We start from the raw sequence: 15203 nt of genomic DNA, 5'->3' as shown, positions 1-15203 counted from the left end.
TGACATTAGTTTTCTGTACCAAAAATCAAGCGCGAATTTAACGCGGTTACTAACTCTTGTGGAATATCATTATTTTGCAGAAAGAGCTTTTTACGCTGACTTAAATCCAGACCTTGATAGCGCGCCTTAAAATAATTTTCAAAAATTGGCATAAATTGCTGCTCTTGAATCAATTTATCAATCCCAAGTTGTAACTTGGCTTTAAGCCCTGGAGATTTATCTGACACAAAAAGCAAATAATAACTGGGGTACACGAGTGCTAGATGCGGCTCAATAACAATTCCCTGTTGCTGTGCTTTTTCCTGCTCATATTGAATTGTCATTGCTGAACGGGGAAAGTAATCGGCCACTTTCGTGCCAATAGCGCGCACCATGTTGTCATAATCAAGTTCCTGATTAATCGATAATCCATTGCTCAACAATACACCAGTATCAGACCACGATTGGTGCTGAAGCCCGATTAACTGGGCTAGATCATCGATTGAATTCACCGTTGAAAAACGTTGCTGGTTGTCGCGGTGGATCAGCAATAATCGAATGCCGTGCAGTCCCTGATACAACGGCAAAGTCACGTAGGAAAGTGTATTGACGTATTCATGCGTAGCTGGCAACCATGTGACATCTATTTGAGCATCATCCCCCATAAGCAGCATGGTGCGCTTAATGTTAGTCGGAAACGGATAATACTCAAACGTTACTGCGAGACCTTGAGTTTTTAGGGCTTGCTGGAGAAGCTCTTCAACATATCGATTACGCGAATTACGGTTGGGTGAGTGCGGTAATACAAGGGTGTAATTGTCCAACAATGGATCAGCTGAATTTAAAGCGTAGGCTGGCTCGACAACAACGCCTTGGCAAACCATGATCGTGATGCTCACCAATAAACATCTAATTCGCTTACTAATAAGCATTAGTGATCCCGAAAACTACTGCATGGTTGCACGCGCTAACTCCAATTCACAGACGCTTAATTTTCTATCGATAGTTAAAGGTATAGTCGATGCTTCGCTTGCTGGCAAAAAAACACCGGTAAGGTTTGGCAAAAAATATTGAACAAGTTGTTTTTTGCTTATTACTAGCGCGACTGCTCGCTCACTTGCTATTGGGTGTAGATAATTGGCTGATGATAAAATTTGGGGGGGCTTTAGGAAAAGAAGTAACGGCACCCAACAAGCATGTTAAGGTGCCGGCAACATAGAGTCGGTATGAACAGAATCTACATGATACGGGAAAATACTCTACGGCGACCTGCTGTTGACTTATTACGACGCAAGCGTGAGCGTAATTCGCTACGTTTATCATCCAGCCATGAGGCTCTATCAACACTAGAGTCTGCGCCTTTGCGATTTGTTTCTGTAATGCGGTATGCACAAAATGCTTGATATGCCTCTAAGTCTTCAGACAAATCACGGATAACTAACTCAATCATAATTGCATCATCAAGATACCCCAGACCAGGAATACTATCTGGCACTAGATCATGCGGCTCGGCAAAATAAGCCAATGAGGTTAACACTTCAATCCGTTCGTCTTCTGGCATTTGCCAGTCTTCATCTTGTACTGCCTGGATCAACATTTCGAGAGAAACTAAACGTTTGGCTACAAAATCAGGAACCCTTGCTTGCTCCATTTCAACGCACATCTCTTGCGCACGAGCAATAATTGTATCGGCTGGAAGGTCTTTTGCCTTCTCTATGGCAGCTGTCATTAAGCTTTTAAAATGCTCTAGATCACTTTCATTGAGTTCAATATTAATATCTAAAGACATGCGTGATTCCCTTTTTAATGTATTATTTGAAAGCTAAGCATATGCTATATCTATGCGAGTTTACAGACGCTAAGTAACGAAATCGACTCGTCATAATAAATTATGCTCGATTAGTGTATGTCATAGTAAACCTTGTCAGACGATTTTGCGACTACTCACCTTTGCAAAGCTATTACCTTGGGGACGATTGCGCATGTTGTTTAAAAAGATGAATTTGCAATTTTCTTGCTACACCAAGCGTTTGGCTTCGATAGCCATCCTATTAACTGTTTTGCAGTCATTGCCCGCAATCGCACTGTTAGCAAATAGCCTTCCCACTGTCGATGAAGCAATCTCAGATCATGTTCAAAATGGAAGTTTTGCTGGGGAAATATGGGTGATCAGAAACGCTGAAGTTGTGCACGCAAAGGCTTATGGTCGCCGCAGTGTTAACGCTGATACACTGCATACATTAGATCAGGAATGGCGCTGGGCTTCGGTAACTAAAATGCTTGCGGGACTGCTAGTAATGGAAGAAGTTGAGCGCGGCAATTTGAGGCTAGACACACCGATCACCGATTGGCTCAGTGAATTACCTGTCCACATGCAGACTGTAACACTCAGGCATTTGCTCAACCACACATCAGGAATTGCTAACCCTTACTATTCTGCCAAGGACCCGAATTCAGGTTTATTGCTGTGGGAAATGCAAGACCAACCCGATAAAGCGTATTGCTACGGGCCTGCTGTCTTTCCAGTTGGAGAAAAATTCGAATATAACGGATGTGACTTTATGGTCATTGCCGATGTTCTCTCTGCCGTAACAGGAATGTCGTTTGCTCAGTTGGTCAATACTCAGATCAATCAACGGCTGTCACTTCCATCAGTCAACCTAGTGACTTCACCTGATCGCGACTCTGAGGTCAAAGGAACGGCTGCAGGGATAGTTCTGGATCAAGGATTACGGCTTTCAGCTTTGTCAGCCCATGCTGGTGTAATTGGCAAATCTTCAGATTTGGTCAAACTTATCATTCATTATTTTAACGGTGCATTTATGCAGCAACAAAGCCTTCGCACAGAATTTGAAACCGGAGTTCCAGAGCTCGGTTACGTGGCACTATCTGTTTGGGGATACACCGTTCCATTAGCTGGCTGCAAAACACCTATGCGATGGGTTGAACGACAAGGTTATTTAATGGGCTCCATGGTAAAAATTCTCATGCTACCTGAAGAAAAATCTGCATTAATCATGTTTTCAAATTACCAAGAAACTGAGTGGGGTTACCTTTGGCAGGGCAGTGGTCTTAGCTTTGAGGTTGCTAGTGCTGCATTTTGTAACTAGTCTTCTAGTTAAAGTTTTAGAATTCATGGACACAGACCACCAACAATCATATTCTCACGTGAAAGGTATTGTCATGGTTGTATCAACAGATAATTGTTATGCAGTCAGTGTCTAGATAAGAAGAACCGCTATGCAGAAAGACGAAGAGCTATTAGTCGCGTTACGCAAAGTGATCCGTGCGATTGATCTGCGCTCAAAGCAACTCAGCAGGGATGTCGGTCTCACCGGGCCTCAACTGCTGGTTATGCAAAACATAGGTAAGCAACCAGGCATCATGGTGCGTCAAGTCGCTGAAAACATCAATTTAAGTCCAGCAACTGTGACCAGTATTCTGGATCGCCTAGAGAGTAAAGCTCTAGTACAAAGGGTCCGGAGTACCGAAGATAAGCGTAAAGTCGGACTATTTTTAACCGACTCAGGCACAACCATTTTGTTGGATGCACCCTTACCTTTTCAGGAGCATTTTACCAACCGTTTTGCCCAACTAAAAGAATGGGAACAAAGCCAAATGGTGGCTACTCTGCAACGTATAGCCAGTATGATGGATGCTGAAGATATCGATGCATCTCCAGTGTTAGAAGTAGGAAATATTGCTGATAAATAGGTATTTCACGTTCAGAACTGATTTTTTCTAAAAAATTCTTGCACGTAACCTAAATCATAGCTGTATCGGTCTTGAGCGAGACTTTCTATTGCGCTTTCAATGCAATCAAAAAATCGCGGCTCTAGTTCGGCGACTTCATAAGCGCTGCGTAATTGTGCTTTAATTGTTAATGCTACATTTGAGTCGAGAATAACCACTGAAAGCGCTTCCAGCCCAATTTGCTTACGGATGATCGTGTGTTTCACAAAGGAGTCAAAAGTGCTCGGTGGCATCAAACTTTCACCATACAAAGCACTAATTTGTGCCCACGGCCGTTTGTGATCGAACTGTTGAATATATCCAGCCATATCCCTTGAGCCAAAACGCATAGTTTGATCGTTCCAAGGGCCGCGGCCCGAAAACAATAACAATTGTCCACTACGGCGTGTGACAAAATCACCATGACGTTGAAACGTTGTTGTTTTATGCAAAGACAATCGGCAGTCCTGTTTTCACATCAATACGATCCAGTGATTTTCCAGTATATTGATCGAGCAGCATTTCAACAACCGCTTGACCATAACGTGCATACCAGAAATCGCCCATTTGTTTTAACTTAGCGATATTACCTGCACTCACATCATCCATTGCATCATCTGCTGGGTTAGGCAAACCGGGTTGATGAGTTAACTGTGAATTAACGCGAATGTACTTACCATTTGCAACCATGGTTATCGCTTGATAACCCACCACCATTTCATCCGACAAAATATCAATGATATTGCCCTTTGTCATCCACTGTAACGCCCCCCAATGCTGAGATTCCGGGCCATTCAGCTTGCGTGTTCGAAAACCTGTTCCAACCGATATCACGCGGAAATCATTGAGATCAGAATCCCGCCAACAACGTCTAGCTTCGGCAATCGCACACATGGTTGGATTATTCGCAATAACACCACCATCAATTAACCAGCTATCAAATTCATTATCTTCAAGACGCATGGCTTTGGTCGGAAAAAATGTAGGTGCCGCGCTTGATGCATCTGCTACATCAGCTGACAGCAATTGGCCATGCGCTGGCTTTGTTGTTTTAATCACATACGGACGACGCTTTTCGATCCCATAAGTCACACAAAGCACATGCTTGTCTGGCTCTACATCTTGTAACCTCGCATCCGCAAAGTTGGTCTCTAGCACCGCTCGCTTGCCCTTGGCGGAGTATTTTGGCGCATTAACACCATCAATCTCAAACCACCCCCGATTTTCACTAAAAATATGCTTCGCGTTTTCAACACTATATAACTGGTTAATATCAGCCATGCTCAAGCGAGTTGTTGCCAACGCAAGGGCAATGATACTGCCGGTGCTAGTGCCCGCATAAAAGTCGACACAATCTCGCAAGGTCTTTTGGGCTTGCTTGAAGAGCTCGGCTTCCACGTGAGATAGAAATTGTGTTGTTGCGGCGCCACGGATACCGCCACCGTCCAACGATAAGATAAGCTTGCTCATGGATGTCCATTATCCCGCAGAGGTAAAAGTAACTATTAGAATAGTTCAAGCGCTCGAAACTACCAGTTTAAGCGCCGCTTAAAAAATTCAAACTCGAGTTTGATAAAGGTAAGCTCCACTGTCAGATAATTCACTGCTGACTTGCTCAGACGCGATTAAGTAATTTAAATGTGCCAAGCCTTCAGCATTGGCAAAAAACATGGCTTGCCCGCTTAATGGGCGATTAAATAATTGCGGCAAGCACTGATCGAGAGTGCGGGGTATTTGACAAAATTCGCATAACCGATCTAACTGGTTTTGGTGATGCTTAACTAACGCGTCTATTCTGTCGTGCAAGCCATAAAATGGCTTCCGATGTGATGGCAAAACAAATGTATCTGCAGGCAACTTATTGAATGCTTGAAGCGTGCGTAAATAGTGCGCAAGAGGGTTTGCTTTTGGCTCTGTGCTGTACACACCAATATTCGGAGAAATTTCCGGCAATACGTGATCACCTGAAAGTAACAAGCCCTTTTCTGCACAATACAAACATACATGCTCAGGAGAGTGGCCTCGACCAACCAGTACTTGCCACTGTGCATCTCCCAACACCAACATTTGTCCTTCGTCGAGTCGTTCAAAGCTAGTTGGAATGGGGCTGACTACACTCGAGAAGCCCTGACGATTCGAAAGCGCTCGTTGAATATATTCGCGCGGCAGGTTGCAACGCTGCATAAACTGCTCTTCAATCCAAGGATCAGCGCCAGACGCTCCTGCGCGAATACTTCGTGCAGAAAAGTATTCTCCGAAACTCATGGCCAACGGTACACGGAATTTTTCTGTCAACCACCCAGCATTACCAATATGGTCCGGATGCATGTGAGTCACAATAACCTTAGAAATTCGCAAAGAATAATCAGCAATAAGCACTTCCCACAATGCCATCGTAGCTTGATCATGCACGCCAGTATCGATAATTGCGTAAGCATCACCGTCAGCGATCAGGTAGAGATTGATATGGTCTAACTCAAATGGCAATGGCATCCGCAGCCACATTACACCAGGTGCTAATTCGACTAATTTACCTTCTGCTGGCGGTTGTATACCGTCATATACACTAATCATGCAGACCCCTTACGCTAGAAACCTCATGAAACCACAAAAACTATAAATAACAATTCATCGATTGTGATTCACAACTATTGATCCGATTTATTGCCCTCTTAGCGATAAACAGACTATGCTTTCGATATCGAATTTGTGATCAAAAAACCGTTTTTTAGGCCGTCCAATTTGTATATCATCCAGCGCAATATCGCATTTGTTTTGCTCTTTGTAATAGCATTCGTCGTTGACGTGAAACAGATATTAGCAAGTGAATCTAATGCGCCAACCATTACTCCAACGAACACGACTCAAATTCGCGCGTGGCCGAGTGTAATAAAGCATCAACTTGACCAGCTAGAAACCAATCCTAACGGAGTCATAGAACACGCAATGTTGCAATTGCGCTCATTGAATTCAACCGCAGCAACCACAGGTCCAACGAGTGCCGAATGGTTATATCTACTCAGTCAGGCATTTTATGCACAAGTCAAGGCAGATCAGGCGTTATGGCATGCAGAACAGGGCCTGACGCTAACCAGTAAAGTGCAGCAACCCTGGCTGTATTATCAATTAACACTCGCTAAAGCTAATGCACTGGATCTTGCAGGTAAAGCTGAAGAGGGGACCGAATTAGTCAAAGAGGTGTTAGCGTGGGCAGAACAACAAGCTGATTTTGCGTTATTACAAGAAGCTGTAATTACCGACGGTTTGCTCAATCTAACCTTGGGGGATTACACCCAAGCACTTGCGAGTTTTCAGCACGCCGAGCAACTCAGTCGATACGCCAATACCTTTCCTGAACCCCATATTGCATCATTTATTGCGCTGGTCTACGAATACCGCGGCGACAATCAAGAGGCGAAGAGGTACTTTGAAATTGCTGCAAACTACTATCGAAATTCAAACAAATGGTTAGAGTTAAGCAATGCAACCTATGGCTTAGGGAGAGCGTACAAGTCATTAGGTGAGCTTGATAAAGGAAGAGCTGTTTTAACTGAATCGTTGCAATTGTCACAAAAAATAAATGATCCGCAGGGTGAAGCTTACACGCTTAAAGAGTTGGCTTCTGTTTACACTCAATTAGCAGACTTTGAGCAAGCACGTAAATTACTGACTCGGGCAATCGACATATTTTCAGATACATACAATCCTTACATGATGCTGAATTCGTACATGATCCTTACCGACATTGAAATCAAGGCCAGAGACTACCAAAGCGCCCTAGAAAACGTAGACATTGCTTTAGGCTATGTCACCGGTGAGTCGATGCGCCCACATTTAATCGATGCGCAACAAAAGAAGGCTCAGATTTTAAGTCTTTTAGGTAACTATCAGGCAGCGTATGAACTATTGACGGAAACTCAGAAGCTAGCCACTGATTACCGTGAACAACAAAGTGAAAGCGAATTTCAGCGCATTAGAGCCGAATTTGAACTCGATAAACAGACTGCAGAGAATGCATTGTTAAGCGCTGAAAATGAAAGACAACAAGCTCTCCTTGTCGCTAAAAATCAGCGTGAATTACTTTGGCTTATTTCTACCCTGTTCGTCATTGTTATTTGTATAGTGCTATTGGTGTTGTATTTTAATGGTAAACGAACGAAGTCCAGACTTGAAAAATTAGCCCATCATGACTCCCTTACAGGGCTTTATTCGAGACATTTTGTCATTGAGAGTCTTGAAAATTTAATGTCTTTTGCACATCGCTACAATGACCCGCTTACTATTGCCATGATTGATATAGACTACTTTAAGCAACTTAATGACGCGTTTGGTCACTCCGCTGGCGATGCTGTTCTGCAACAATTCGGTGAGTATTCGCGTGCTACTTTTAGAGACTCTGACGTGCTTGGCCGCATTGGTGGTGAAGAGTTTCTATTCATATTCCCACGTTCAAACATTACCGATACCCAACAAAGATTAGAAAATTTTGCCCAGGCTGTAAAAGCAATCCCGAGTCAATTAAGCATTGAAGATTGGAAATTTTCAGTCTCAATCGGTGTCCTAGAGGTCGATAACCAAACAACCCTTGAGGAAGTATTGCGTCGCGTAGACGAAGGCTTATACCAAGCTAAACATAATGGCCGGGATTGTATAGTCCAAGTCGAACAACTCAGATAACAGGAGAATTTAAATGCAGTACGCACCAACCGCACTGTTAATCGCAGGCGCATTTAGCCTTGCACCGCTTAGCAATGCTAGCGCTGAGCCTAGCCCAAACGACTTTATTGAACTCTTTGAAAAGCTCGGCGGGCAACACAAAGGGCTCCGCAGAGCGCATGCAAATGGTATTTGTGCGTCAGCGACATTTATGCCAAATCAAATGCTAACTAAATACAGCACCTCCGCGCTTTTTAGCCAAGAAACGTTGCCTGCCACAGTTCGATTCTCGATGGGTAGTGGGAATCCGAATGCTGATCAACGGTCTAATGGAGCGCGGGGTATGGCAATCCAAATAACCCTACCTGATGGTTCCAAACATCATATTGTGGGAAACAGCACACCAGTATTTGCCGCAAAGGATCCTGCTACATTTTTCGGCTTACTTGAAAATCTACTACCTAACGCAGAAGGTGTGGTCGATTACCAAAAAGTCGGAGCCTATATTGCTACGCACCCCAGCACTCAACCGTTAGCTCAATGGCAACAAATGACGCCCCCACCATTCTCTTATGGACACTCAAAATATTTTGGCTTACATGCATTTTATTTTGTCAATAACGATGGCGAACGCCAGGTATTTAGATGGCATACAACGCCGAATTCCGGCGAGCGATTACTGACGCAAGAGGAAAAGCAAACTCTCCCTGAACTATTCTTAAGCGACCACTTACAGCAACAATTTGATGCCGGCGAAGTAGCGTTCACTATCCACGCTACATTGGGATTACCAGAGGATACAACAACCGATCCATCACAAGCTTGGCCATCGGAAAGAGAAACCATAGAGTTTGGTCAATTAACACTTACTGCAGTGGGTGGTGATGCATGTACGCCGATCAATTTCGACCCAAATGTGGTCAGTGCCGGCTTTGCCACCAGTGAAGACCCCGTTCTTAAAATGCGTTCACCCGCTTATGCAATATCGTTTGGTAAACGCCTATCGGGACAGTAATTCACATTACTCAAAATATAAAAGGGCTATCAAATATAATAGCCCTTATTTTGTAATCCACGATCCTTAACAACTATCTATTTGGCCTGCGCCATAACAGTATTCATTCTGTGTAGGTACTTATGGTAATGAGGCGCATAAAGCAAAAAACCCAGCCGAAGCTGGGTTTTTTAGAATGGGAGTCTGGCGATGTGCTACTCTCACATGGGGAAGCCCCACACTACCATCGCCGCTAACGTGTTTCACTTCTGAGTTCGGAATGGATTCAGGTGGTACCACGTCGCTATTGTCGCCAGACATAAACTGTTGGTGCAAATTCATGATGATTGCGAAGCTTTCATCGTGACATTTGCGCAAGGAGGACTCACAGTACTCTCGAGGAGTATGCTAAGTCAGCCTTACTTAAATCTTAACTATTCGGAATCACTGATATCTTTAATCTAAGAGCGCGTTTTGTATGGTCTTACGATTGTCACCACAAACACATTAGGTGTTGTATGGTTAAGCCTCTCGGGCAATTAGTACAGGTTAGCTTAACGCCTTGCAACGCTTCCACACCCTGCCTATCAACGTCATCGTCTATAACAACCCTTCCAGGACTTACGTCCAGGGATGACTCATCTTGGGGCCGGCTTCCCGCTTAGATGCTTTCAGCGGTTATCCGTTCCGAACGTAGCTACCGGGCAATGCCTTTGGCAAAACAACCCGAACACCAGCGGTTCGTCCACTCCGGTCCTCTCGTACTAGGAGCAGCTCCCCTCAATCATCCAACGCCCACACCAGATAGGGACCGAACTGTCTCACGACGTTCTAAACCCAGCTCGCGTACCACTTTAAATGGCGAACAGCCATACCCTTGGGACCGACTTCAGCCCCAGGATGTGATGAGCCGACATCGAGGTGCCAAACACCGCCGTCGATATGAACTCTTGGGCGGTATCAGCCTGTTATCCCCGGAGTACCTTTTATCCGTTGAGCGATGGCCCTTCCATTCAGAACCACCGGATCACTATGACCTACTTTCGTACCTGCTCGACGTGTCTGTCTCGCAGTTAAGCTAGCTTATGCCATTGCACTAACCTCACGATGTCCGACCGTGATTAGCTAACCTTCGTGCTCCTCCGTTACTATTTGGGAGGAGACCGCCCCAGTCAAACTACCCACCAGACACTGTCCACACTCCGGATAACGGAGCAATGTTAGAACATCAAACATACAAGGGTGGTATTTCAAGGACGGCTCCACGTCATCTGGCGACAACGCTTCAAAGCCTCCCACCTATCCTACACATGTAGGGTCAATGTTCAGTGCCAAGCTGTAGTAAAGGTTCACGGGGTCTTTCCGTCTAGGTGCGGGTACACTGCATCTTCACAGCAATTTCAATTTCACTGAGTCTCGGGTGGAGACAGCGTGGCCATGGTTACACCATTCGTGCAGGTCGGAACTTACCCGACAAGGAATTTCGCTACCTTAGGACCGTTATAGTTACGGCCGCCGTTTACCGGGGCTTCGATCAAGAGCTTCGCTTACGCTAACCCCATCAATTAACCTTCCGGCACCGGGCAGGTGTCACACCGTATACGTCATCTTTCGATTTAGCACAGTGCTGTGTTTTTAATAAACAGTCCCAGCCACCTGGTCACTGCGACCCCCATCAGCTTACGGAGCAAGTCCTTCACTAACAGGGGCGTACCTTCTCCCGAAGTTACGGTACTATTTTGCCGAGTTCCTTCACCCGAGTTCTCTCAAGCGCCTTAGTATTCTCTACCTGACCACCTGTGTCGGTTTGGGGTACGGTTCATATAATCATAAGCTTAGAGGCTTTTCCTGGAAGCAGGGCATCAACCACTTCGTCACCGTAGTGACTCGTCTCGTGTCTCGGCCTTAGAAACCCGGATTTACCTAAGTTTCCAGCCTACTCACTTTCACGTGGACAACCAACGCCACGATGGCCTAGCCTTCTCCGTCCCCCCATCACTGATTATATAAGTACGGGAATATTAACCCGTTTCCCATCGACTACGCATTTCTGCCTCGCCTTAGGGGCCGACTTACCCTGCCCTGATTAGCATGGGACAGGAAACCTTGGTCTTCCGGCGTGGGGGTTTTTCACCCCCATTATCGTTACTCATGTCAGCATTCGCACTTGTGATATGTCCAGCATGCTTCTCAACACACCTTCATCCACTTACACAACGCTCCCCTACCCAGCGTACAAGTACGCTGCCGCAGCTTCGGTATATTGCTTAGCCCCGTTACATCTTCCGCGCAGGCCGACTCGACTAGTGAGCTATTACGCTTTCTTTAAAGGGTGGCTGCTTCTAAGCCAACCTCCTAGCTGTCTTAGCCTTCCCACATCGTTTCCCACTTAGCAATATTTTGGGACCTTAGCTGGCGGTCTGGGTTGTTTCCCTCTCCACGACGGACGTTAGCACCCGCCGTGTGTCTCCCGGATAGTTCTCATTGGTATTCGGAGTTTGCAAAGGGTTGGTAAGTCGGGATGACCCCCTAGCCTTAACAGTGCTCTACCCCCAATGGAATTCGTCCGAGGCTCTACCTAAATAGATTTCGGGGAGAACCAGCTATCTCCCGGTTTGATTGGCCTTTCACCCCCAGCCACAAGTCATCCCCTAACTTTTCAACGTTAGTGGGTTCGGTCCTCCAGTTGATGTTACTCAACCTTCAACCTGCCCATGGCTAGATCACCGGGTTTCGGGTCTATACCTAGCAACTAAACGCGCAGTTAACACTCGCTTTCGCTACGGCTCCCCTAGACGGTTAACCTTGCTACTAAATATAAGTCGCTGACCCATTATACAAAAGGTACGCAGTCACCCCGAAGGGCTCCCACTGCTTGTACGTATACGGTTTCAGGTTCTATTTCACTCCCCTCACAGGGGTTCTTTTCGCCTTTCCCTCACGGTACTACTTCACTATCGGTCAGTTAGGAGTATTTAGCCTTGGAGGATGGTCCCCCCATCTTCAGTCAAGATAACACGTGTCCCGACCTACTTAATATGACCCACTTGAACCTTCGCATACGGGACTATCACCCTGTATCGTTGTGCTTCCCAACACATTCTGCTAATTCAAATAGATTCGGCTGCTCCCCGTTCGCTCGCCGCTACTAGGGGAATCTCAATTGATTTCTTTTCCTAAGGGTACTTAGATGTTTCAGTTCCCCTCGTTTGCCTCGTTAAGCTATGTATTCACTTAACGATACCGCCGAAGCGGTGGGTTTCCCCATTCGGACATCTGTGGCTCAAATGCGTTTTGTCAGCTCACCACAGCTTTTCGCAGACTTACACGTCCTTCATCGCCTCTAACTGCCAAGGCATCCACCGTATACGCTTAGTCACTTAACCATACAACCCTAATATGTCTGCCTTTTGACTCCAGACTATCAGTGGCTCGCGCCAGGCTGTAACGTGACAATCGCTAATCGCGTATGATTTTACTCATACCCATACAAGTTTCGCTTGAAAGAACCGTCATTTAATAAAATAACAATTCAATCAGTTACTCTTGGATTAAATTAATATCAGCTTTTCCAAATTGTTAAAGAACATATTCAAGGCTTAAAAAAACCTTAATCAATAATTCTCATCATTCATTAAGGCTCTTACCTAACAACCACCGATCACTTACCACCCGTACCAATCAAACATCAGAAAATGGTAGGCTTGGGCAGACTTGAACTGCCGACCTCACCCTTATCAGGGGTGCGCTCTAACCAGCTGAGCTACAAGCCTGTGGTGGAGCTAAGCAGGATCGAACTGCTGACCTCCTGAATGCAAATCAGGCGCTCTCCCAGCTGAGCTATAGCCCCATAAGTATGGTCGTTCTTTTCATAACAAAACAATCTGTGTGAGCACTGCATCAAGTGCGTCCATCGACTTTAAGGTAAGGAGGTGATCCAACCCCAGGTTCCCCTAGGGTTACCTTGTTACGACTTCACCCCAGTCATGAAACACAAAGTGGTAACCGTCCTCCCGAAGGTTAGACTAGCTACTTCTTTTGCATCCCACTCCCATGGTGTGACGGGCGGTGTGTACAAGGCCCGGGAACGTATTCACCGCAGTATGCTGACCTGCGATTACTAGCGATTCCGACTTCATGGAGTCGAGTTGCAGACTCCAATCCGGACTACGATATGCTTTAAGGGGTCCGCTCCACATCACTGTCTCGCTTCCCTCTGTACATACCATTGTAGCACGTGTGTAGCCCTACACGTAAGGGCCATGATGACTTGACGTCGTCCCCACCTTCCTCCGGTTTGTCACCGGCAGTCTCCTTAAAGTGCCCAACTGAATGCTGGCAACTAAGGACAAGGGTTGCGCTCGTTGCGGGACTTAACCCAACATCTCACGACACGAGCTGACGACAGCCATGCAGCACCTGTGTCAGAGTTCCCGAAGGCACCAATCCATCTCTGGAAAGTTCTCTGCATGTCAAGTGTAGGTAAGGTTCTTCGCGTTGCATCGAATTAAACCACATGCTCCACCGCTTGTGCGGGCCCCCGTCAATTCATTTGAGTTTTAACCTTGCGGCCGTACTCCCCAGGCGGTCTACTTAGCGCGTTAGCTTCGCTACGCACGTATTAAATACACACACAGCTAGTAGACAGCGTTTACGGTGTGGACTACCAGGGTATCTAATCCTGTTCGCTACCCACACTTTCGCACATGAGCGTCAGTCTTTGGCCAGAGAGTCGCCTTCGCCACTGATGTTCCTCCAGATATCTACGCATTTCACCGCTACACCTGGAATTCCACTCCCCTCTCCAAAACTCTAGTCTGCCAGTTCTAAATGACCATCCCAGGTTGAGCCCGGGGCTTTCACATCTAGCTTAACAAACCGCCTGCGTGCGCTTTACGCCCAGTAATTCCGATTAACGCTTGCACCCTCCGTATTACCGCGGCTGCTGGCACGGAGTTAGCCGGTGCTTCTTCTGTTGCTAACGTCACAGCTAGCAGGTATTAACTACTAACCTTTCCTCACAACTGAAAGTGCTTTACAACCCGAAGGCCTTCTTCACACACGCGGCATGGCTGCATCAGGGTTTCCCCCATTGTGCAATATTCCCCACTGCTGCCTCCCGTAGGAGTCTGGACCGTGTCTCAGTTCCAGTGTGGCTGATCTTCCTCTCAGAACAGCTAGAGATCGTCGCCTTGGTGAGCCTTTACCTCACCAACTAGCTAATCTCACTTGGGCTTCTCTATAGGTGGGAGCCGAAGCCCCCTTTGGTCCGTAGACATTATGCGGTATTAGCCACCGTTTCCAGTGGTTATCCCCCTCCTAAAGGCAAATTCCCAAGCATTACTCACCCGTCCGCCACTCGTCAGCAACTAGCAAGCTAGTCCTGTTACCGTTCGACTTGCATGTGTTAGGCCTGCCGCCAGCGTTCAATCTGAGCCATGATCAAACTCTTCAATTGAATACTTGCGTCGTTTCTACGAATAGAAACTAAAAATAAATTGTCGTTGTGACACTCTTAACGAGTGCCCACACAGATTGTCTTGTTATAAATTGTTAAAGAACAAAGCAACTTTCGTTGCAGCTTAAGGCGCCTTAGTGACTCTCCTCAAGCGGGATGCGAATAATACGCTGTTTATTCGCTGTGTCAAGCATCTTTTTAAAAAAGTTAGCAAAGTTTTTTGCTTGCTTGTCACGGTTCGTTTCGTTTTGCTTTATAGCCCCCCGAAGCGAGGTGCGCATTCTACGTCGAAGAATTTGAACGTCAACTGTTTTTTTGGCTTTTTTGTCGGTTAAGCAGGATTTTGCGCATTAACGCTTATTTTTTACACTTTATTCCGTTATC

Annotated in this window: 9 protein-coding genes, 2 tRNA genes and 3 rRNA genes; 4 read left to right on the top strand and 10 right to left on the bottom strand. The window is 45.9% G+C overall.

Annotated features, from left to right (window positions below):
* Nucleotides 1–5: 5 nt before the first annotated feature.
* Together AC121Z_RS03120 and AC121Z_RS03115 are read right to left on the bottom strand one after the other, a co-directional pair.
* Nucleotides 6–911, bottom strand: coding sequence for a transporter substrate-binding domain-containing protein (locus tag AC121Z_RS03120; RefSeq protein ID WP_498126592.1), 906 nt, complete (start codon nucleotides 909–911; stop codon nucleotides 6–8).
* Between the two features lie 305 nt (nucleotides 912–1216).
* Entirely contained in the window at nucleotides 1217–1768 is a 552-nt protein-coding gene (locus AC121Z_RS03115) for a YkvA family protein (protein WP_498126590.1), read from the bottom strand.
* Nucleotides 1769–1961: 193 nt separating this feature from the next.
* Here AC121Z_RS03115 and AC121Z_RS03110 point away from each other — a divergent pair, with 193 nt between their 5' ends.
* Both AC121Z_RS03110 and AC121Z_RS03105 read left to right on the top strand, forming a co-directional pair.
* The gene (locus AC121Z_RS03110) at nucleotides 1962–3089 is read left to right on the top strand and encodes a serine hydrolase domain-containing protein (RefSeq protein ID WP_498126588.1); all 1128 of its coding nucleotides are present in this window, start codon (nucleotides 1962–1964) and stop codon (nucleotides 3087–3089) included.
* Between the two features lie 130 nt (nucleotides 3090–3219).
* Complete coding sequence (locus AC121Z_RS03105) at nucleotides 3220–3693, top strand: MarR family winged helix-turn-helix transcriptional regulator (RefSeq protein ID WP_498126586.1); 474 nt, start codon at nucleotides 3220–3222, stop codon at nucleotides 3691–3693.
* A gap of 11 nt (nucleotides 3694–3704) precedes the next feature.
* Here AC121Z_RS03105 and AC121Z_RS03100 read toward each other — a convergent pair whose 3' ends face one another.
* The 3 genes from AC121Z_RS03100 to AC121Z_RS03090 all read right to left on the bottom strand — a co-directional run bounded on the left by AC121Z_RS03100 (nucleotide 3705) and on the right by AC121Z_RS03090 (nucleotide 6285).
* Nucleotides 3705–4169 carry a hypothetical protein gene (locus AC121Z_RS03100; RefSeq protein WP_498126584.1) on the bottom strand — a complete coding sequence of 155 codons (465 nt, stop codon included), beginning with the start codon at nucleotides 4167–4169 and terminating at the stop codon, nucleotides 3705–3707.
* Nucleotides 4156–5181, bottom strand: coding sequence for a patatin-like phospholipase family protein (locus AC121Z_RS03095; RefSeq protein WP_498126582.1), 1026 nt, complete (start codon nucleotides 5179–5181; stop codon nucleotides 4156–4158). Before AC121Z_RS03095 ends, AC121Z_RS03100 begins: the two co-directional genes overlap by 14 nt.
* Nucleotides 5182–5268: 87 nt before the next feature.
* The gene (locus tag AC121Z_RS03090) at nucleotides 5269–6285 is read right to left on the bottom strand and encodes an MBL fold metallo-hydrolase (protein ID WP_498126580.1); all 1017 of its coding nucleotides are present in this window, start codon (nucleotides 6283–6285) and stop codon (nucleotides 5269–5271) included.
* 231 nt (nucleotides 6286–6516) lie between these two features.
* On the opposite strand from AC121Z_RS03090, the gene AC121Z_RS03085 reads away from it, so the two are divergent.
* Entirely contained in the window at nucleotides 6517–8388 is a 1872-nt protein-coding gene (locus AC121Z_RS03085; RefSeq protein WP_498126579.1) for a GGDEF domain-containing protein, read from the top strand.
* Between the two features lie 13 nt (nucleotides 8389–8401).
* Nucleotides 8402–9382, top strand: coding sequence for a catalase family peroxidase (locus tag AC121Z_RS03080; RefSeq protein WP_498126578.1), 981 nt, complete (start codon nucleotides 8402–8404; stop codon nucleotides 9380–9382).
* A gap of 181 nt (nucleotides 9383–9563) precedes the next feature.
* Here the strand turns inward: AC121Z_RS03080 and rrf are convergent.
* The 5 genes from rrf to AC121Z_RS03055 form a co-directional block, all read right to left on the bottom strand.
* Nucleotides 9564–9679: ribosomal RNA gene (rrf, locus tag AC121Z_RS03075) — 5S ribosomal RNA — on the bottom strand.
* Nucleotides 9680–9879: 200 nt separating this feature from the next.
* Nucleotides 9880–12747 (bottom strand): 23S ribosomal RNA (locus AC121Z_RS03070).
* Between the two features lie 310 nt (nucleotides 12748–13057).
* A tRNA-Ile gene (locus AC121Z_RS03065) sits at nucleotides 13058–13134 on the bottom strand.
* A 1-nt stretch (nucleotide 13135) separates the two neighbouring features.
* Nucleotides 13136–13211 (bottom strand) — tRNA-Ala (locus AC121Z_RS03060).
* A 75-nt stretch (nucleotides 13212–13286) separates the two neighbouring features.
* Nucleotides 13287–14819, bottom strand: a 16S ribosomal RNA gene (locus AC121Z_RS03055).
* The 16S, 23S and 5S rRNA genes sit together here with 2 tRNA genes alongside, the layout of an rRNA operon.
* Between the last annotated feature and the right edge of the window lie 384 nt (nucleotides 14820–15203).

It is taken from the genome of Alteromonas sp. DYW1, assembly GCF_059752595.1.
The sequence above is the reverse complement of the archived record's forward strand: the minus strand, read 5'-3'. Positions and strand labels throughout refer to the sequence as shown.

Coding starts and splice junctions, on each gene's coding strand:
- AC121Z_RS03105 (WP_498126586.1), top strand. CDS start 3,220: ATGCAGAAAGACGAAGAGCTATTAGTCGCGTTACGCAAAGTGATCCGT.
- AC121Z_RS03080 (WP_498126578.1), top strand. CDS start 8,402: ATGCAGTACGCACCAACCGCACTGTTAATCGCAGGCGCATTTAGCCTT.
- AC121Z_RS03120 (WP_498126592.1), bottom strand. CDS start 911: ATGCTTATTAGTAAGCGAATTAGATGTTTATTGGTGAGCATCACGATC.
- AC121Z_RS03095 (WP_498126582.1), bottom strand. CDS start 5,181: ATGAGCAAGCTTATCTTATCGTTGGACGGTGGCGGTATCCGTGGCGCC.
- AC121Z_RS03090 (WP_498126580.1), bottom strand. CDS start 6,285: ATGATTAGTGTATATGACGGTATACAACCGCCAGCAGAAGGTAAATTA.
- AC121Z_RS03110 (WP_498126588.1), top strand. CDS start 1,962: ATGTTGTTTAAAAAGATGAATTTGCAATTTTCTTGCTACACCAAGCGT.
- AC121Z_RS03115 (WP_498126590.1), bottom strand. CDS start 1,768: ATGTCTTTAGATATTAATATTGAACTCAATGAAAGTGATCTAGAGCAT.